Below are 19,176 nucleotides of genomic sequence, written 5' to 3' on the forward strand. Positions count from 1 at the left end.
ATCATTATGCCGAACGAAACCGGACGCCCGACAGCGGCGCAGGAGGATTATGCCGCCGATCGCGCCGCGATCATGCAGCTCGAAGCCGAGTATCTCATGGCGCTCGATTGGGGCGATGCCGAAAGCTACGCCGCCCTGTTCGCGCCCGAAGGCGTGCTGGAATGGGCAGGCGGCACCGCCGTCGGGCCGGAGGAAATCTACAAGGAAATCGGCGTCTACAAGGAAGCCATCAAGCAATATTATGGCGACGATGGCTCAGGCCAGCCTGTCACCCTGCGCCACTTCATCACCAATCAGGCCATCTATGTGCATGGCGATACGGCCAAGGGCGTGATCTACTGGTTCGAGGTAGCCAATAACGGCACGGGACATACCCCGCATATCGGCAGCTACGGCCATTATGAGGATAAGATGCGCAAGGTGGATGGCGCCTGGAAGTTCGTCAGCCGCAAGATTTTCAACGAGCAATTGCCGGGCCGTCGCGCCGGTGCCGAAAATCCGGGACGCGCCGCGCGCCTTCCCTGAGTTAAGACAGAGAATGGAGGGACAAAGGCTTGTGCTCCTGCGAAGGCAGGAGCCCAGGGCAGCCAAGACCTCTCGCGCCATCAAAGGTCGCGGGGCGCCCGTAATGAGCGCCCCACCCTATCTCAGTCCCGATAGCAGACCTTGCGGGCAGCCTTCACGACCCGCGCCGCATCGATCAGCGCCGCCTTTTCGAGATTGGCCGCATAAGGCAGCGGCACATCCTCATTGGTCACGCGCAGAACCGGCGCATCCAGATCGTCGAAGCCCTGCTCCATGCAGACCGCCGCAATCTCGCTGGCGATGGAGCAGACCGGCCAACCCTCTTCGACCACCACGAGGCGGTTGGTCTTCTTGAGGCTTTCCAGCACCGTCGCAGTATCGAGCGGGCGCAGCGTGCGCAGATCGATCACCTCGGCATCGATGCCATCGGCAGCGAGCGTTTCCGCTGCCTCCAGCGCCACGCCGACGCCGATGGAATAGCTCACCAGCGTCACATCCTTGCCGGGCCGGACGATGCGTGCCTTGCCGATCGGCAAAACATGATCGTCAAGCTGCGGCACCTCGAAGCTCCGCCCGTAGACCAGCTCGTTCTCAAGGAACACCACCGGATCTTCGCTGCGGATCGCCGCCTTGAGCAGGCCCTTGGCATCCGAGCTGTCATAGGGCGCGATCACGATCAGGCCCGGCACGGCGGCATACCAGGGGCCGTAATTCTGGCTGTGCTGCGCGCCAACCCGGCTCGCTGCGCCATTGGGACCACGGAACACGATCGGGCACCGCATCTGACCGCCGGACATATAATTAGTCTTGGCGGCCGAGTTGATGATCTGGTCCATCGCCTGCATGGCGAAGTTGAAGGTCATGAACTCGACAATTGGCTTGAGACCGCCCATCGCAGCGCCGGCACCGATGCCGGCAAAGCCATGCTCGGTGATCGGCGTGTCGATCACGCGCTTGGGGCCGAACTCGTCGAGCAGGCCTTGGGTCACCTTGTAGGCGCCCTGATATTCGGCGACTTCCTCGCCCATCAGGAATACGCGCGGATCGCGCCGCATTTCCTCGGCCATGGCATCGCGCAGCGCTTCGCGGACAGTCGTCTTGACCATCTGCGTGCCTTCGGGGATCGCCGGATCCGTCACCGCGCTCGCCTTGCTGCCGGAGAGATTGGCGGTGCCGCTCTCGGCCTTCTTGGGGGCCTCGGCCTCGTCCGCAGCCTTGGGCGCGGCCTGCGCTTCGGCCTTGGGGGCTTGCGCAGCCGGTGCGGGCGCTTCTTCGCCTTCGCCGGAGAGCATCGCGATCACGGTGCCGACCTTCACATTGTCGGTGCCCTCGGCGATCAGGATCTTCTCGATGGTGCCTTCATCGACAGCCTCGAATTCCATCGTCGCCTTGTCGGTCTCGATCTCGGCCATGATGTCGCCGGCCTTGACCTCATCGCCTTCCTTGACGAGCCACTTGGCCAGCGTCCCCTCTTCCATCGTCGGCGAGAGGGCCGGCATCTTGATCTCGAGACCCATCAATACTGCTCCACCAGCACATCGGTATAAAGTTCGGCCATGTCAGGCTCGGGCGACGTTTCCGCGAAGTCCGCCGCCTCGCTCACATCCTTGCGGATCTTCGTATCGATGGCCTTCAAATCCTCTTCCTTCACGCCAGCGTCGGCGAGAATCTTCTTGAGGCCCTCGATCGGATCGGACGTGTCGCGCATGTGCTGCACTTCGTCGCGCGAGCGATACTTCGCCGGATCGGACATCGAGTGACCGCGATAGCGATAGGTCTTCATTTCCAGCAGAATCGGCCCCTTGCCGGAGCGGACATACTCCAGCGCTGCCTCGGTGGCGCCGCGCACGGCCAGCACGTCCATGCCATCGACCTGGATGCCCGGAATGCGGAAGCTCTCGCCGCGACGATAGAGCTGGTCCTCGGCGGAGGAACGCGCCACGGAGGTACCCATGGCATATTGGTTGTTCTCGATCACATAGATGATCGGGAGCTTCCACAGCTCGGCCATGTTGAAGCTCTCATAGACCTGGCCCTGATTGGCCGCGCCGTCGCCGAAGTACGCGACGCACACGCCGCCATCCTCATTATATTTGTGACCGAACGCCAGACCGGTGCCGAGGCTGACCTGCGCGCCGACGATGCCATGGCCGCCGAAGAACTTATGCTCGACGCTGAACATGTGCATCGAGCCGCCCTTGCCGCGCGAAATGCCGGCCTCGCGGCCCGTCAGCTCGGCCATGATGATCTTGGGGTCGATGCCGTAAGCGAGCATGTGGCCATGATCGCGATAACCGGTGATCACGCTGTCCTTGCCCGGCGTCAACGCCGACTGAATGCCGACCGCAACCGCTTCCTGACCGATATAGAGGTGGCAGAAGCCACCGATCAGGCCGAGACCGTAAAGCTGCCCGGCCCGCTCCTCGAAGCGGCGGATGAGCAGCATCTGACGGTAGAATTCGAGCAGCTCTTCCTGGCTCGCGTCATAGGGATTGGGCTCACCGGGGCGCTCCCGGTTATGGTCCGCAGACGGCGCCGTGGCAGTGGATGCAGGGGCATTTTGCGCGCGTCTGGAAGCTGGCTTCGCCAATGTTTCAGGTCCTTCTCGCGTGGCTGTTACAGCCAGCTATAGGCACGGCACCGGCAGGAGCGCAATGTCCAGATAGGTTAAATGGGTGGCGAAATCTGGTTAGTCGACCGCACCCTTAGTCATTTCATCGGAACGACGACTTCATCGGGGTGCGTGACGCCGAGCTGCTTGCGAACCAACTCGTCGACCATATCCGGATCGGCATGGCGCGGATCGAGCAGCTTCACCCGATTCTCCAGCGCGGCCTTCTGCTTGTGCAGCGCCGACAACTCGGCCTGCCGCTGCTTGAGCTGCCGGCTGTAATCGGACCAGGCGAGAATGCCGTTCGGGCCAATGATGGCATAGCCGATGAAGAGCAGGAGCAGGAAAATGGCAATGGCCGGCGTGAACGCCGAACCAAGAAGAAACCTCAATTTTGCCAGATGCGCCATGGGCCCTTGGAATCACGCCGACCGTCGCAATGCAAGCCCAAAATGAACGAATGCGACAAATTGCATTAACTTTGTAGACAAGCCGTCGGCCCGGGGGATGCGCAACGGATCGTTCGCCTCCACCCGGACCGTTGAAAACGCCTCAGCGGAAAATCGACGTTCCCGCATAATAAGCGCGGTCGCCCAGTTCTTCCTCGATGCGGATGAGCTGGTTGTACTTGGCGAGCCGGTCGGAGCGCGCCAGCGAGCCGGTCTTGATCTGGCCGCAGTTCGTGGCGACCGCCAGGTCGGCAATGGTCGCGTCCTCGGTCTCGCCCGAGCGGTGCGACATCACATTGGTGTAGCGCGCCCGGTGTGCCATATCGACGGCGGCGAGCGTTTCGGTCAGCGAGCCGATCTGGTTGACCTTGACTAGCATGGAGTTGGCGAGTCCCTTCTCGATGCCCATGGCGAGGCGCTTGGGGTTGGTGACGAAAAGATCGTCGCCCACCAGCTGGCACTTGTCGCCGATCTTGTCGGTCAGGATCTTCCAGCCCTCGAAATCGTCCTCGCTCATGCCGTCCTCGATCGACTTGATCGGGTAGCGCGCGACGAGGTCCGCGAGATAGTCGGCCATTTCAGCCGGGGAGAGCGTCTTGCCCTCGCCGGAAATCACATAGCTGCCGTTCTTGAAGAATTCGGTCGCTGCGCAATCGAGCGCGAGCACGACATTCTCGCCCGGCTTGTAACCGGCCTTCTCGATGCTCTGCATGATGAAGTCGAGCGCTTCGACCGTTGAAGCGATGTTGGGCGCAAAGCCACCCTCGTCGCCCACGCCGGTCGCAAGACCCTTGTCGTGCAGGCCCTTCTTGAGCGTGTGGAAGATTTCCGAGCCGATCTGCACGGCGTGGGCGATGCTCTCCGCGCCCACCGGCATGATCATGAACTCTTGGAAGTCGATCGGATTGTCGGCATGTTCGCCGCCATTGATGATGTTCATCATCGGCACCGGCAGCACATGGGCAGAGACGCCGCCGACATAGCGATACAGCGGCAGGCCGCGCGCATCGGCAGCCGCCTTGGCTGTCGCGAGGCTCACGCCGAGAATGGCGTTGGCACCGAGCCGCGCCTTGTTCTCCGTGCCGTCCAGCTCGATCATCGCGGCGTCGACATCGCCCTGATCCTCGGCATCCATCCCGGTGATCGCTTCGGCAATCTCGCCATTGACCGCATCGACGGCCTGGAGAACGCCCTTGCCGAGATAGACGGACTTGTCGCCATCGCGCTTCTCGACCGCTTCATACGCGCCGGTGGATGCACCCGAGGGAACGGCGGCGCGGCCGAAGCTGCCATCTTCCAGCAACACGTCGACTTCCACCGTCGGGTTGCCGCGGCTGTCCAGGATCTGGCGGGCGTGAATGTCGAGAATTGCGGTCATGGCTGTGCCTTCCCCTTCCGTCTGGCAAATTATCGGCGCGGATTAGCGAGCGGACTCCCTCATGGCAATGGCGGGCGGCTCGGCTTATCTTGCTGTTTCTGTGCAATGGCGGGAACATTTGCCGCCGCAGGTCTGTTAAAGAGGGCGAGCCTTGCTATAACAGGCAAGCCTGTTCTGTATCAAAAGAGGAACCCGCCATGGCTGAGACCAATAGCACTGGAACGACCCGCAAGAGCACGTCGAAGGCGACGTCGGCGCGCAAGGCTGCATCGGATGCCACGAGCGCGAAGTCGGCTGCGCTGTCCACGGCAGCAGAGGCGCGGGGCGCGGAGACCGGATCGAGCACCGACTGGCGCGAGCAGGCCGGCGAATTTGCCGAGCAGGCTAAGGCCACCGCACGCGGTGCCGCCACGACGGCTAAGAACACGACGGGCGATGCCCTGCATGGCCTCTCGAAGCTGATCGCCGAGACCGCCGAAACCGTCGATTCCAAGCTCGGCCCGCAATATGGCGATTATGCCCGCAAGGCTGCGGAAACCGTCGCCGGCGCGGCGGACTCGCTGGACGCCAAGGATATCGACCAGCTGACCGAGGAAGCACGCAACTTCGTGCGCAAAAGCCCTGCGGTGGCGATCGGTGCGGCGGCCGTGGTTGGCTTTGTGCTCATGCGCATGATGCGGGGCTCGTCGAGTGAAAGCTGAGGCTGGAAGGACCGGCCGGCATTGATCGATGAGTGATCCCGACACCATGCACACTGCGGCGGGCACCCCGCCGAACCCTGAAGACGCGCTTGAAAAGGAGACCATTGGCGAGAGCTTTTCGCGGCTGATTGCATCGGGCCGCGAACTCGCCGAGGCGGAACTGACGTGGGCGAAGCTCAAAGCGGCATTGATTGCCGCAGCGGCCCGACGCGCGGCGCTGTTCGGCGTCCTCGCCTTTTTGTTTGTCAGTCTGGCGCTTGTTGCGCTGGTCGCGGCGGCGGTGATTGCGCTCGCTCCGTCCGTGGGTTGGCTTGGCGCGGCTCTGATCGTAGCCGGTGTCCTCCTGCTGCTCGCTCTACTTTGCGGCCTGATGGTCAAGCGCGCCCTCTCCCCCCTCAGCAAGGCAGACCGGCCATGAGCAGCGCGCCCTCCCCCCTCGAACTGGCCGAGGCTCGCCAGCGCGCGGATGGCGCAAGAGAGCGCTTCCGCTCCGCAGTGGACGGAGTTCGCGAACGGTTGAGCCCGGCGCATCTGAAGGACGACGCCGTCGAGGCGGTTCAGCAGAAAGTTTCGCAGGCCAAACAGGCCGCGCGCGGAACGCTGCGTCGCCATCCCGTCCTGACGACGCTGGGCGCGACCGGTGCGGTCGGCCTTCTCTTCTGGCGCCCCGTGCGATTCATCTTGCTCTACGTGATGCGTGGTGCTTGGCTCGTCTGGTTGAATCGCGCTCTGTGGAGCCAGAAAGAGGACAGTTGATCAGACGATGACCGCCCCGAAGACGAAGAAAGGCCGCCCAACGGCTTCTACGCTTGACCAGGTGAAGGACAAGGTCGGGAGCACGCTTGCCACGGTGCGCGAGCGGGGCGAGGACGTGGTCGCTGACACGCGGGAAAAGGCCTATCGCGCGGCCAATGAAACCAACCGGATGTTTCAGGAACATCCCATCGCGGCAGTGGCCGCGGCGGCCGCAGCCGGGGCCGTCATCGCCATTTTCCTGCCCAAGCTCGCCATCGGATCAGCTGCGGGCAAGGCCGGGCGCGCCGCGCAGCGCGCTGTGCGCAACTCCGGGGCGCGTCAGGCCGCGCAGACCATGTTCGCCAATCTTGCAAAGACGGAAAAGGCCGCGCTTCAAACGGCGGCGGTCGAAGCCGCCCGCCTGATCGGCAAGCGCATCAAGAAGCCGCGTTCGGACAAGAAATCGGACGCCTAGGATCGCAAGGCCAGTGTCGCCATTCTTGGCAGAACCGGCCGAGGCTGCTAGCAATCGACAACGCCCAGGCGCCTCTTGCCGGGCATAAATCCGGAGCACTTTCTTGAGCCTCATGCACCTTGTGATGGGCGGTCGCGTCAAAGACCCGCAGAAACTCGAATTTGAAGATCTGAATGCCATCGACATCGTCGGCATCTTCCCGAACTATGCGAGTGCCGAAGCGGCCTGGCGCGGCGCGGCTCAGCGGACCGTGGACGATGCGGAAATGCGCTATGTGATCGTCCATCTGCATCGCTTGCTCGATCCGAGCGCGGATGATGCCGAGGATCACGCCCACTGACGGACTGGCTCGGCTGGCGGTGCTAGACCAGCTTTAGCACGCTTCCGTCAGGACGCCCGGAACCGTCGGGCCAGCAAGGGGCGCGCGAGCAGCAGGCCGGCGATGAAGCCGCCGATATGGGCGCCCACAGCGATCCCGCCGAAGAAACTGTCGAACCCGCCGGCCAGCGCGATTAGCAATTGCAGGATGGTCCACGCCGCGCCAAGCCAGACCATGCGCACGATATAGGCCGGGACAGGCCCGATCGCCTTTACGCCGCGCTGGCTGTAGATGAACGCATAGGTTCCGAGCACGGCGGAAATCGCGCCGCTTGCGCCGATCATCGGCACCCAGCCCTCCCCTTGCGCATAAAAGAAACTCGAAAGCCATTGCCCGAGCGCTGCGGCATAGGCGCCGACGACATAGATCACCACGAGCCGACCTGGACCGAGCAGATTTTCAACGAAGCGGCCGCAGAAGATCAGCATCAGCACATTGAAGGCCAGATGCATCCACCCGCCATGCAGCAACGTGGCGGTGAGCGGCGTGATCCATAGCGGCAGCCACGGCACGTTGAAGGTCAGCGCTTCGGACGACGAGAGCAACGTGACGCGCTCGGAAATGAACCCGGCAATCAGCGCCGCGCGCCCCATCTCTCCGGTGAGATACAACGGCAGGAAGACGATGACGATGATCGCCGCCAGAATGTTGGTCGCCGGACCTTTGGGAAGCTGCATCGCGATGTCAGCCGGCTGCGGCGCGAACCGACAGCGTAAACGCTGCCGGTGCGGCAACCAGAAAAGACATAATCATGGCGCGGCTGCGGATCAGATGAATTCGATCTTGTTGACCAGATAGAACTTGTCGCCGGACGGTACCGTCACCTCGACATCCTCGCCGACCTGACGGCCGATGAGGGCGCGACCAAGGGGGCTGTTATAGCTGATCATGCCCAGCTTCGCGTCCGCCTCGGCCTGGCCGACGATCTGGTAGCGCACCGGCTTGTCATCCTCGTCCAGCAAGGTGACCGTGGCGCCAAAGATGATCTTGTCGCCCGACAGCGTGGTGGGGTCGATAACCTGCGCGCGGGAGAGCTTGTCTTCCAGATCGGCGATTGTCGCCTCGACCTGGCCCTGACGCTCTTTGGCGGCGTGATATTCGGCGTTTTCCGAAAGATCGCCATGGGCGCGTGCCTCCTCGATCGCATCCACGATCTTGGGACGCTCGGCCTTGAGCGCGCGGAGCTGGTCGGTCAGCTTGTCATAACCGACTTGCAGCATCGGCATCTTCTCAACGGTCGCCATCTCGACTCCCTATTTCCAGCGCAACAATGCGCGAACTCCCTAGTCCGCCGGGGATCCGGTCGGCCCGCAACTGATTTCTTGTGTTCTGGAAGATCAGTCGTGCGACGCCTGATAATAGGATTGCAGCGACTTCACTTCAAGAGGACGCGCACGCAAAGCCTCAATTGCGTCCACAGCAGCCAGACTTGCCGCCGCAGTCGTGAAGCTCGGCACCTTGCCGCGCAACGCGCTCGTGCGGATCGCCTTGCTGTCCTTGAGCGACTGCCAGCCTTCCGTGGTGTTGAAGATGAGATCCACCTCGCCATCTGCAATGCGATCCACAATATGCGGACGGCCCTGCGCGACCTTGTTCACCTTCTCCACCGGCAGGCCGTTCTCTGCGAGGAAATCGGCCGTTCCACCCGTTGCGACGATCTTGAAACCGAGATCGGCAATCTTGCGGGCCCCGGGCAGGATCACGCTCTTGTCGCTATCCTTAACGGAGATGAAGACCGTCCCCTGCTTGGGCAGCACCGTGCCCGCGCCGATCTGCGCCTTGGCGAAAGCAGTCGCGAAATCGCTGTCGATGCCCATGACCTCGCCGGTCGACTTCATCTCCGGGGAAAGGACCGGATCGACGCCGGGGAAGCGATTGAACGGGAACACGGCTTCCTTGACCGCAATATGGCGGATCGCATTGCGGTCGATCTTCGGCAGGCTCGCGAGCTTCTCGCCGGCCATCACCCGCGCGGCGATCTTGGCGATCGGCGTGCCGATGGCCTTCGCCACGAACGGCACCGTGCGCGAGGCGCGCGGATTGACCTCGATGAGGTAGACCAGCCCATCCTTGACCGCGAACTGGATGTTCATGAGGCCCCGCACGGAGAGCGCGCGGGCCAGCACATCGGCCTGCCGCTCGATCTCGGCGATGAGATAATCGGGCAGGCTGTAAGGCGGCAGCGAGCAAGCGCTATCACCGGAGTGGACGCCGGCTTCCTCGATATGCTGGAGCACGCCGGCGACGACGACATCCTCACCATCGCACAGCGCATCGACGTCAACCTCAACGGCATCGCGCAGATACTGGTCGATCAGCACCGGCGAGTCGCCCGAGACCTGCACCGCCGTGGCGATATATTCCTCGAGCTGCGCCTGGCCGTCGACGATCTCCATCGCCCGGCCACCCAGCACGTAGCTCGGGCGCATCAGCACCGGGTAGCCGATGCGGTTGGCCACCGCGATGGCTTCTTCCCGGCTGCGGGCGATGCCATTGGCCGGCTGTAGCAGGCCCAGTTTCTCGATCAGCGCCGCGAACCGCTCGCGATCTTCGGCAAGGTCGATGGCATCCGGCGAGGTGCCGAGGATAGGAATGCCGGCCTCTTCCAGCGCCTGCGCCAGCTTGAGCGGGGTCTGCCCGCCAAACTGCACGATCACGCCGACTAGCTCGCCCTTCGACTTCTCGACATGCAGGATCTCCAGCACGTCTTCCGCCGTCAGCGGCTCGAAATACAGGCGGTCGGACGTGTCATAATCGGTGCTCACCGTCTCCGGGTTGCAGTTGATCATGATCGTCTCATAGCCCGCATCTTCCAGCGCGAAGCAGGCGTGGCAGCAGCAATAGTCGAACTCGATGCCCTGGCCGATGCGGTTGGGTCCGCCGCCCAGGATCACGACCTTGCGCCGATCGCTCGGCTGGCTCTCGTCCTCCGGCTCACCAAAGGTCGGCGCCTCATAGGTCGAGTACATATAAGGCGTCTTGGCCTCGAACTCGGCCGCGCAGGTGTCGATCCGCTTGAACACCGGACGCACGCCGAGCTTGTGGCGCAGCGCGCGCACTTCCTTCTCGGTGACGCCGCCGGTCATCGCCACCACGGCATCGCGGACGAGGCCCGAGCCGCGCTTGATCGCGTTGTCCATGCCACCGGGAATGTTGGCCGACTGCAGCGCCAGCCAGGCAAGACGCTTGTCCGAAAAGCCCATGGACTTGAGCTTGCGCATGGCCTCCGCATCGCGCGGCAGGCCATTCGCGAGCACGCCCTTCTCGGCCTCGACGATCTCGGCAAGGCGCTGCAGGAACCAGGGGTCAAACTTGGCGACGGCATGGATTTCATCCACGCTCAGCCCTTCACGCAGCGCCTGTGCCGCGATCAACAGCCGGTCCGGCGTCGGCTGACCCAGCGCCGCAACGATCTGTTCCTTGGGCGCCCCGACCAGATGATCGACCTGATTGAAACCGGCGAGGCCTGTCTCGAGCCCGCGCAGGGCCTTCTGCATGGATTCGTGAATATTGCGGCCAATTGCCATCACTTCGCCGACGGACTTCATGGCGGTTCCGAGCAGCGGCTCGGCGCCCTTGAACTTCTCGAAGGCAAAGCGCGGAATCTTCGTCACGACATAATCGATGGTCGGCTCGAAGCTCGCCGGCGTCACGCCGGTGATATCATTGGTGATCTCGTCCAGCGTGTATCCAACCGCCAGCTTGGCCGCGACCTTGGCGATCGGGAAGCCAGTGGCCTTGGATGCCAGCGCCGAGGAGCGCGACACGCGCGGGTTCATCTCGATGACGATCAGCCGCCCATCCTTGGGATTGACTGCAAACTGTACGTTGGAACCACCTGTTTCCACGCCGATTTCGCGCAGCACCGCAATGCTGGCGTTGCGCATGATCTGATATTCTTTGTCAGTCAGCGTCAGCGCCGGCGCGACAGTGATGGAGTCACCCGTGTGGACGCCCATCGGATCGACATTCTCGATCGAGCAGATGATGATGCAATTGTCCGCGCGGTCGCGAACCACTTCCATCTCATATTCCTTCCAGCCGAGCAGCGATTCCTCGATCAGCACTTCGGTGGTCGGCGACGCATCGAGACCGGTGGTCACAATGCGGACGAACTCTTCCTTGTTATAAGCGACGCCGCCGCCGGTGCCGCCCATGGTGAAGCTGGGGCGGATGATCGCCGGCAGGCCGGTGAATTCCAGCGCGGCCATGGCTTCGTCCATGGTGTGCGCAATGCGCGACCGGGCGCTTTCGAGGCCGATCTTGTCCATCGCGTCGCGGAATTTGAGCCGGTCCTCGGCCTTGTCGATCGCTTCGGCATCGGCGCCGATCATCTGCACGCCGTATTTCTCCAGCGTGCCGTCGTTGAACAGCGCCAGCGCCGTGTTCAGCGCGGTTTGCCCGCCCATCGTCGGCAGGATCGCGTCGGGGCGCTCCTTCTCGATGATCTTGGCGACGATCTCCGGCGTGATCGGCTCGATATAGGTCGCATCGGCCATTTCCGGATCGGTCATGATCGTCGCGGGATTGGAGTTGACCAGAATGATCCGGTAGCCCTCTTCCTTCAGCGCCTTGCAGGCCTGCGTGCCCGAATAATCGAACTCGCACGCCTGGCCGATGATGATCGGGCCAGCGCCGACGATGAGGATCGAGGAAATATCTGTTCTTTTTGGCATTATTTGTTCCGAGCCTCGTTCCCGGTGGAACCGATTTGAAGATCCTTGCGCGATCGCACCTTGTCGAGCGCGCATTGAAGGGCGTTGGTCTCGCTGACCGATGGCAGGGCATCGCGTCGGAGCATGTCAAAGCTCACCCGATCCGTACCATGGGCTACCAGACGGACGACCTGGTCGGCGCGGCAGGTGGCGACCATATGATCGAGCTGACGCTGCAACTGGCCCTGATCGCCTGCCGCGCCCGCCGCAAGGAGCGCGAGCGCAATCACTTTAGCCCCTCCACGAACCGCTGGAACAGGTAGAAGCTGTCCTGCGGCCCCGGCGAGGCTTCGGGGTGATATTGCACGGCGAAAGCCGGCTTGTCCGTGAAGGCGATGCCGCAGTTGGAGCCATCGAACAGGCTCACATGGGTCTCGACGACATTGGCCGGCAGCGTGGCGGTATCGACCGCAAAGCCGTGGTTCATCGAGGTGATTTCCACCACGCCGTCTTCCAACCGCTTGACCGGGTGATTGGCGCCGCGATGGCCCTGATGCATCTTGGTGGTCTTCGCACCGGCGGCCAGCGCGAGCAGCTGATGACCAAGGCAGATGCCGAAGATCGGCACATTCTCGTCGAGCAGCTTGCGGATCACCGGCACGGCATAGTCCGCTGTCGCCGCCGGATCGCCGGGACCATTGGAGAGAAACACACCGGCGGGGTTGAGCGCCTTGATCTGATCGTAGGAGGCCGTGGCGGGAAGCACCGTGACCTTCGCACCCGCCTTAACGAGGTTGCGGAAGATATTGTCTTTCGCGCCAAAATCCATGGCGACAACATGGGGCCGCTCGCCCGCTTCCATTGCCTCATAACCGAAACCGAGGCGCCAGGCGCCGCCGGTCCACTCCCGCTGTGCGCCGGTCACCTCGATGGCGAGGTCCATGCCTTCCAGCCCGGGCCAGGCCTTCGCCTTCTCATGCAGCGCCGCGAGATCGAACTGGCCCTGCGGATCATGGGCGATCACCGCATTGGGCGCGCCCTTCTCGCGGATCAGGCGGGTCAGTGCCCGCGTATCGACACCTGCGAGACCGATCCGGCCGTTAGCCTTCAGCCAGGCATCGAAGGGCTGGACGTTACGGAAGTTGGACGGCGCGGTCACATCCTCACGCACGATGCACCCCAGCGCCCAGGGCTGCTGGCACTCGACGTCGTCGGCATTGGTACCGACATTGCCGATATGCGGGAAGGTGAAGGTGATGATCTGCCCGGCAAAGCTCGGGTCGGTCATGATCTCCTGATAGCCGGTCATCGCAGTGTGGAAGCACAGCTCGCCGACCGCGTCTCCCTCGGCACCGAAGCCGCGCGCGAAGACGACGGTGCCATCGGCTAGAACCAATACCCCCGTCGCTCCTTTGGGCACGGTCGGGTATTTGGCGTTCGCCATGGCTGTCTGATCCTTCGCTTTTTGCTTTCTGGCAGGCGCCCCAAGCGCCCGGCTAAACGGCCGGCTCACTATGGGTTCACACATGCACGGTCAATCTATTAAAAATTCCGCATCGCCGCTATATCTGATCCTTTCCCGCACGGTGACTCGGAGATTACGTGATGATTCGCGACGGCATCAAGGCTGCCCAGATTGAGGCGATGAAGGCCGGCGACAAGGCCCGGCTGGCCGCTGTGCGCCTGATCCTGGCCAAGCTGAAGGACCGCGACATCGAACTGCGCACCGCCGCCAGCACGCCCGATGACGACGTGATTGTCGTCGATGTGCTGCAGAAGATGGTCAAGCAGCGCCGCGAATCGATCACCATGTACGAACAGGGCGGCCGCGCCGAACTCGCCGCGCAGGAGCAGGCCGAGCTTGAGGTGATCGAAGGCTTCCTGCCCAAGCAGATGAGCGAGGACGAAACCCGTGCCGCGATCGAGGCCATCAAGGCCGAAGTCGGCGCGTCGTCGGTAAAGGACATGGGCAAGGTGATGGCCGTGCTCAAGGACCGCCATGGGACGGTGCTGGACATGAGCAAGGCCAGCGGCTTGGTGAAGGCGGCGCTGGGGTGATTGGGGGGATCGGCCCCTCTGTTGCACTCTTCTCCCCTCCCGCGTGCGGGAGGGGTCGGGGGAGGGCATGATTTGGCCCAACCGCGCCAACACCGATCGTGCACGCGAACTTCGCAATAATGCGACAGATGCCGAGCGCAGGCTTTGGACCGCCATCAGCAATCGCAAAGTCGCCGGCACTCGGTTCAACCGGCAGGTGTGCATCGGTACTTATGTCTGCGATTTCGTTGCCCGCACGCCACGCCTGATCGTCGAGGTGGACGGGGGCCAGCATGACGAAGACGGCGAGATGGATCAAGCGCGGACCGCATGGCTTGAGGCGCAAGGTTATCAGGTGCTGCGCTTTTGGAATCATGATGTGCTGGGCAATGTCGAAGGGATCGCGCTAGAGATTGAGAGAGCGCTTGCCGCCCTCCCCCAACCCCTCCCGCTAGCGGGAGGGGAGCGATCCGTTACAAAGGGGCGCATGAAATGAGCCTCACCCCGCAATGGCTGGACGAACTCCGCGCCCGCACCACCCTCTCCACGCTCATCGGCAAGACCATCAAGGTCCAGAAGGCCGGGCGGGAATACAAGGCGTGCTGCCCCTTCCACAATGAGAAGACGCCCAGCTTCACGATCAACGACGAGAAGGGCTTCTACCATTGCTTCGGCTGCGGGGCGCATGGCGATGCGATCCGTTGGATGACGGATCAGCGCGGCCTGCCCTTCCTGGATGCGGTCAAGGAGTTGGCCGCCGCCGCCGGCATGGAGGTGCCCGCGCCCGATCCGCGTGCCGCCAAACGAGCCGAGCAGGCAAAATCGCTGCATGACGTGACCGCCGCGGCGCAGGACTGGTTCGAGGATCAGCTTGGGGGCCTCGATGGCGCCGAGGCGCGCGCCTATCTGCATAAGCGCGCGCTGACGGACGCGACGCGCCGCGCGTTTGGGCTAGGTTTCGCGCCGGATAGTCGCGGCAAGCTCAAGACCGCGCTGAGAGACTTCCCAGAGGATATGCTGGTCGAGGCCGGGATGCTCATCCGGCCGGAAGACAGCGAGCGAGACAGTTACGATCGTTTTCGCGGGCGGCTGATGATCCCGATCCGCGACCAGCGCGGGCGCGTGATCGCCTTTGGCGGACGGATTCTGGGCCAGGGCGAGCCCAAATATCTCAACTCCCCCGAGACGCCGCTCTTCGACAAGGGCCGCACGCTCTTCAACCTCGACAAGGCGGCGCCTGCCGCGCGCAAAGCGGGCCGCATCATCGTCGTCGAAGGCTATATGGACGTGATCGCCATTGCCCAGGCCGGCATCGCCGAGGCCGTGGCGCCGCTCGGCACGGCGCTGACGGAGGCGCAGATCGAGAAATTGTGGAGCATGGTGGAGACGCCGATCCTCTGCTTCGACGGCGATGGCGCCGGCCAGCGCGCGGCAATCCGCGCTGCCCACCGCGCTTTGCCGCTGCTGCGCCCCGGTCATAGCCTCTGTTTTGCGACGCTGCCGGCCGGGCAGGATCCCGATGACCTGCTGCGGGCCGAGGGGCTTCAGGCCTTCGAGACTGTGCTCGCAAGCTCGATCCCGCTGGCGGACCTCATCTGGCGCAGCGAGCATGATGCCGCGCCGCTGGCCACGCCGGAAGAACGTGCCGGCTTGAAGCAGCGGCTCAATGCGCTCGCCGCCACAATCGCCGATAGCGATATCCGGGCCCTCTATTCTCGCCTGTTCAAGGAGCGTTACGACGCGCTGTTCTTCGCGCCGCGCGCCGCGCCCAACGCCCGCTTCGAGGGGCGATCGGCGGGTCGCGGCGGCGGCACGATGAAAGGGGGGCGCTGGATCGCCCCGCCCCCGCCGGCTACACAGGATGCCAAGGCGATCCGCGAAACCGGCGGAGACATGCTGCTTCTCCGCGCCGTTCTGGCCGGCCTCCTGCGCTTTCCGGGCGAAATCCTCGTCCACCGCGAGGCACTGGACAGCCTGTCGCCCCCCGACTCCGGGCTGGCAAAGTTGCTCGATGCTCTGCTCAAAGCGGCCGATCGCCAAGAAACTGTTGAAACCGAGGCGCTCCTTACCATATTGGGCAGCACTGAGCTGTATAATATGGCGAAGGGGTTGCTCCGCGCCGACGCGCTGCATTTCACCTTCACCCAGGCCGAAGCCGACGGATGGCGTGCACAGCGCGATCTGGCGGAAGCCATCGGGGTGCTGGTGGCGATGCCGCGAATCGAAGCGGAGCTGGCGGCGGCGACGAGAGCGATGGCGGAGAATCTGGACGAGGCAAGTTTCGCCCGCCAGCAAGCCCTGCGCAAGCTCAAGGAAGACCTGGCGGCACGAGCCGCCGAGCTGGCCCAACCCCTCGAAGAGTGAATAACAGGCCCGCGCGGCACCGCGCTTGGCCCGGAGCAAGGCAACGCATGGCGACGAAGATCAATGGAAACGCTGGAAACCAGGAGAGTGGCGAAGAAGGCGGCGATGCCCCCCTTCTCGATCTCAACGAAGCGTCCATCAAAAAGCTGATCGCCCGTGCCAAGAAGCGTGGCTACATCACCTATGACGAGCTGAACAGCGCCCTCCCGCAAGGCGAGATGTCCTCCGACCAGATCGAGGACATCACCTCGGCGCTTAGCGACATGGGCATCAACATCGTCGAGAACGAAGAACAGGGTGATGACGGCGAAGAGCAGCCCGAATCCGAAGTCGAGTCCATCGACAATGGTTCGGACGAGGAAGATGGCTCCGGCAATGTCGCCGAGAAGAAGCAGACGACGACCGACCGCACCGACGATCCGGTGCGCATGTACCTGCGCGAAATGGGCGCAGTGGAACTGCTCAGCCGCGAGGGCGAGATTGCCATCGCCAAGCGGATCGAGGCCGGTCGTGACACCATGATCCTCGGCCTGTGCGAAAGCCCAACGACGTTCAACGCGATCATCGGCTGGTCAACCGCGCTCAACAATGGCGAGATGCAGTTGCGCGAGATCCTCGATCTCGACGCCATGCTCTCCAAGGACCCCGCGCCGGAAAGCCTGTCGGAAGATGGCGAAGACGACGATGGCGAGATTTCCGAAAAGACCGCCGGTCCCTCGTTCAAGGACGAGGACGAGGTAAAGGACGAGCCGGAAGCCGACGGTGACGACGATGATTCCATGGTCGAACGCCGCACGGCGCGCCAGGAAGAGGATGACGAGGAGGATAACACCCTCTCGCTCGCCGCAATGGAAGAGCTGCTCAAGCCCGCCGCGCTCGAAAAGTTCGCCAACATCACCGAGCTGTATGGCAAATTCGGCAAGATCCAGCAGGCCCGGCTGGTCGCGCTCGGCAATGGCATGGAATTCCCGGCCAAGGACGAAGCGACCTATCACAAGCTGCGCGAGGACCTGACGGCGGAAGTCGAGAGCGTCCAGTTCCACCAGCAGAAGATCGAATATCTCGTCGATCAGCTTTACGCCTTCAACCGGCGCCTGACGACGCTGGGCGGCCAGATGCTGCGCCTCGCAGAGCGCCACAAGGTGCCGCGCAAGGACTTCCTCGACCAGTATGTCGGCCAGGAGCTGGACGATGGCTGGCTGGAGAAGGTCAGCAAGCTCGACAAGAAATGGGCGGCCTTTGCGGCCAATGAGGTCGATGCTGTCGAGCGCATCCGCGCGGAAGTCTCCGAAATCGCGCAGTCGACCGGCACGTCTCTGCCCGAGTTCCGCCGCATCGTGAACATGGTGCAGAAGGGCGAGCGCGAGGCGCGCATTGCGAAGAAGGAAATGGTCGAGGCCAATCTGCGCCTCGTGATCTCGATCGCCAAGAAGTACACCAATCGCGGCCTGCAGTTCCTGGATCTGATCCAGGAGGGCAATATCGGCCTGATGAAGGCCGTCGATAAGTTCGAATATCGCCGCGGCTACAAGTTCAGCACCTATGCGACTTGGTGGATCCGCCAGGCGATCACCCGCTCGATCGCCGATCAGGCCCGCACCATCCGTATTCCGGTGCACATGATCGAGACGATCAACAAGCTGGTCCGCACCAGCCGTCAGTTCCTCCACGAGCAGGGCCGCGAGCCCACGCCGGAGGAAATGGCCGAGCGCCTCTCCATGCCGCTCGAGAAGGTGCGCAAGGTGATGAAGATCGCCAAGGAGCCGATCTCCCTCGAAACGCCGATCGGCGATGAGGAAGATTCGCACCTCGGCGATTTCATCGAGGACAAGAACGCGATCATTCCTGTGGATGCCGCCATCCAGGCAAACCTCAAGGAAACGGTCACCCGCGTCCTGGCGAGCCTTACCCCGCGTGAGGAGCGCGTGCTGCGCATGCGCTTCGGCATCGGCATGAACACCGATCACACGCTGGAAGAAGTCGGCCAGCAATTCTCGGTGACGCGCGAACGTATCCGCCAGATCGAGGCCAAGGCGCTGCGCAAGCTCAAGCACCCGAGCCGCAGCCGCAAGATGCGCAGCTTCCTGGACCAGTAAAGCCGCTCATGGGCACAGCGATGGCCACGCAAGAACCTTCCAACGCTGCAGGACAAGCGCTGCTAGCTGCCTTTGATCGCGTGGTCATCGTCAACTTGGCCCATCGAACCGATCGACTGAATGAGATTTCGCAGCAATTGGCGCGCTTGGGATTATCATTTAACCACCCAGCGGTACTTCGCTTCGAAGCCAAAAAATTCGATGAAACTGCGGGTTTTCCGACAGCCGGGACCAGAGGATGCTTCCACAGTCATCTGGGCGTCTGGCGCGAGGCTCTTGCACGCGGTGATCGCTCGACCCTTCTACTGGAAGACGATCTGGATTTTTCTTCAAACGTGCAGTTGGATATGCCGGGTACCTTGCATGCGTTGGGCCTTAAACCGTGGTCGGTATTTTACGGCGCCGTTCTGGAATGGTCTTCGGCCCAGCCCTTGACGCCTCCCCTCGCCGAAGCCTCCGCAAATGAACCCATTTTGGGCGGGCACTTCATCGCGATGCGAAGGAACGCGATAGAGTCTATCGTCCCTTATCTGGAACATATGCTTGAACGTCAGCCAGGGTCCAATGAAGGCGGCCCAATGCATGTTGATGGAGCGTATAGCTGGTTTCGCCGCGAACACGCTCAGAAGCGAACCTTCGTTGCGCATCCCGATTTAGGAAAACAACGTCGCTCAAGAACGGACATCCATAGTTTAAGCTGGAAAGATCGCTTGCCGGTCGTCCGCAGCCTCACAGCGCAAGCACGAAAATTCCTTCGACGCTAGCGGGGTT

At 62.9% G+C, this 19,176-nt stretch carries 20 protein-coding genes; 12 read left to right on the plus strand and 8 right to left on the minus strand.

Features of this window, described 5'->3' with window-relative positions; genetic code table 11:
- Positions 1–6 precede the first annotated feature (6 nt).
- Positions 7–525 (plus strand): nuclear transport factor 2 family protein, encoded by a 519-nt coding sequence (locus M2342_RS10815; protein WP_264579084.1) that lies wholly within the window; start codon positions 7–9, stop codon positions 523–525.
- Positions 526–647: 122 nt separating this feature from the next.
- Here M2342_RS10815 and M2342_RS10820 read toward each other — a convergent pair whose 3' ends face one another.
- From M2342_RS10820 to eno, 4 genes are all read right to left on the minus strand, one after another.
- Positions 648–2,042 carry a pyruvate dehydrogenase complex E1 component subunit beta gene (locus M2342_RS10820; protein WP_264570608.1) on the minus strand — a complete coding sequence of 465 codons (1,395 nt, stop codon included), beginning with the start codon at positions 2,040–2,042 and terminating at the stop codon, positions 648–650.
- Entirely contained in the window at positions 2,042–3,115 is a 1,074-nt protein-coding gene (pdhA, locus tag M2342_RS10825) for a pyruvate dehydrogenase (acetyl-transferring) E1 component subunit alpha (RefSeq protein WP_181559911.1), read from the minus strand. The genes M2342_RS10820 and pdhA overlap by 1 nt, the downstream gene beginning before the upstream one ends.
- Before the next feature lie 119 nt (positions 3,116–3,234).
- Positions 3,235–3,546, minus strand: coding sequence for an FtsB family cell division protein (locus M2342_RS10830; protein WP_181559912.1), 312 nt, complete (start codon positions 3,544–3,546; stop codon positions 3,235–3,237).
- Between the two features lie 142 nt (positions 3,547–3,688).
- Complete coding sequence (eno, locus tag M2342_RS10835) at positions 3,689–4,963, minus strand: phosphopyruvate hydratase (protein WP_264570610.1); 1,275 nt, start codon at positions 4,961–4,963, stop codon at positions 3,689–3,691.
- Positions 4,964–5,160: 197 nt separating this feature from the next.
- Between eno and M2342_RS10840 the strand changes: the two genes are divergently transcribed.
- The 5 genes from M2342_RS10840 (at position 5,161) to M2342_RS10860 (ending at position 7,214) form a co-directional block, all read left to right on the plus strand.
- Entirely contained in the window at positions 5,161–5,664 is a 504-nt protein-coding gene (locus tag M2342_RS10840) for a hypothetical protein (protein WP_264570611.1), read from the plus strand.
- 28 nt (positions 5,665–5,692) lie between these two features.
- Positions 5,693–6,082 (plus strand): phage holin family protein, encoded by a 390-nt coding sequence (locus M2342_RS10845; RefSeq protein ID WP_264579085.1) that lies wholly within the window; start codon positions 5,693–5,695, stop codon positions 6,080–6,082.
- Positions 6,079–6,420: a hypothetical protein gene (locus M2342_RS10850; protein WP_264579086.1), complete on the plus strand. Its 342-nt coding sequence runs from the start codon at positions 6,079–6,081 to the stop codon at positions 6,418–6,420. Before M2342_RS10845 ends, M2342_RS10850 begins: the two co-directional genes overlap by 4 nt.
- Positions 6,421–6,427: 7 nt before the next feature.
- Positions 6,428–6,874 (plus strand): hypothetical protein, encoded by a 447-nt coding sequence (locus M2342_RS10855; protein ID WP_264579087.1) that lies wholly within the window; start codon positions 6,428–6,430, stop codon positions 6,872–6,874.
- A gap of 103 nt (positions 6,875–6,977) precedes the next feature.
- Complete coding sequence (locus M2342_RS10860; protein ID WP_181559918.1) at positions 6,978–7,214, plus strand: DUF4170 domain-containing protein; 237 nt, start codon at positions 6,978–6,980, stop codon at positions 7,212–7,214.
- A 47-nt stretch (positions 7,215–7,261) separates the two neighbouring features.
- Here M2342_RS10860 and M2342_RS10865 read toward each other — a convergent pair whose 3' ends face one another.
- The 3 genes from M2342_RS10865 to carB form a co-directional block, all read right to left on the minus strand.
- Positions 7,262–7,930 (minus strand): rhomboid family intramembrane serine protease, encoded by a 669-nt coding sequence (locus M2342_RS10865; protein WP_264579088.1) that lies wholly within the window; start codon positions 7,928–7,930, stop codon positions 7,262–7,264.
- A gap of 90 nt (positions 7,931–8,020) precedes the next feature.
- Positions 8,021–8,497, minus strand: coding sequence for a transcription elongation factor GreA (gene greA, locus M2342_RS10870; RefSeq protein ID WP_181559920.1), 477 nt, complete (start codon positions 8,495–8,497; stop codon positions 8,021–8,023).
- A 93-nt stretch (positions 8,498–8,590) separates the two neighbouring features.
- Complete coding sequence (gene carB, locus M2342_RS10875) at positions 8,591–11,929, minus strand: carbamoyl-phosphate synthase large subunit (protein WP_264579089.1); 3,339 nt, start codon at positions 11,927–11,929, stop codon at positions 8,591–8,593.
- A gap of 35 nt (positions 11,930–11,964) precedes the next feature.
- Here carB and M2342_RS10880 point away from each other — a divergent pair, with 35 nt between their 5' ends.
- Entirely contained in the window at positions 11,965–12,231 is a 267-nt protein-coding gene (locus tag M2342_RS10880; protein WP_264579090.1) for a hypothetical protein, read from the plus strand.
- Here M2342_RS10880 and carA read toward each other — a convergent pair.
- Positions 12,195–13,352 (minus strand): glutamine-hydrolyzing carbamoyl-phosphate synthase small subunit, encoded by a 1,158-nt coding sequence (carA, locus tag M2342_RS10885; RefSeq protein WP_264579091.1) that lies wholly within the window; start codon positions 13,350–13,352, stop codon positions 12,195–12,197. The genes M2342_RS10880 and carA overlap by 37 nt on opposite strands.
- 161 nt (positions 13,353–13,513) lie before the next feature.
- Here carA and M2342_RS10890 point away from each other — a divergent pair, with 161 nt between their 5' ends.
- The 5 genes from M2342_RS10890 to M2342_RS10910 all read left to right on the plus strand — a co-directional run bounded on the left by M2342_RS10890 (position 13,514) and on the right by M2342_RS10910 (position 19,169).
- A complete protein-coding gene (locus tag M2342_RS10890; protein WP_264580033.1) occupies positions 13,514–13,966 on the plus strand; it encodes a GatB/YqeY domain-containing protein in 453 nt (150 codons plus the stop codon).
- Positions 13,967–14,033: 67 nt separating this feature from the next.
- Entirely contained in the window at positions 14,034–14,441 is a 408-nt protein-coding gene (locus tag M2342_RS10895; protein WP_264579092.1) for an endonuclease domain-containing protein, read from the plus strand.
- The gene (gene dnaG, locus M2342_RS10900) at positions 14,438–16,309 is read left to right on the plus strand and encodes a DNA primase (protein ID WP_264579093.1); all 1,872 of its coding nucleotides are present in this window, start codon (positions 14,438–14,440) and stop codon (positions 16,307–16,309) included. Before M2342_RS10895 ends, dnaG begins: the two co-directional genes overlap by 4 nt.
- Positions 16,310–16,356: 47 nt before the next feature.
- Positions 16,357–18,405: an RNA polymerase sigma factor RpoD gene (gene rpoD / locus M2342_RS10905; RefSeq protein ID WP_264579094.1), complete on the plus strand. Its 2,049-nt coding sequence runs from the start codon at positions 16,357–16,359 to the stop codon at positions 18,403–18,405.
- A gap of 20 nt (positions 18,406–18,425) precedes the next feature.
- Positions 18,426–19,169 (plus strand): glycosyltransferase family 25 protein, encoded by a 744-nt coding sequence (locus M2342_RS10910; protein WP_264579095.1) that lies wholly within the window; start codon positions 18,426–18,428, stop codon positions 19,167–19,169.
- The last annotated feature ends 7 nt before the right edge of the window (positions 19,170–19,176 follow it).

It is taken from the genome of Sphingobium sp. B8D3A, assembly GCF_025961995.1.
Taxonomy (GTDB): Bacteria; Pseudomonadota; Alphaproteobacteria; order Sphingomonadales; family Sphingomonadaceae; genus Sphingobium.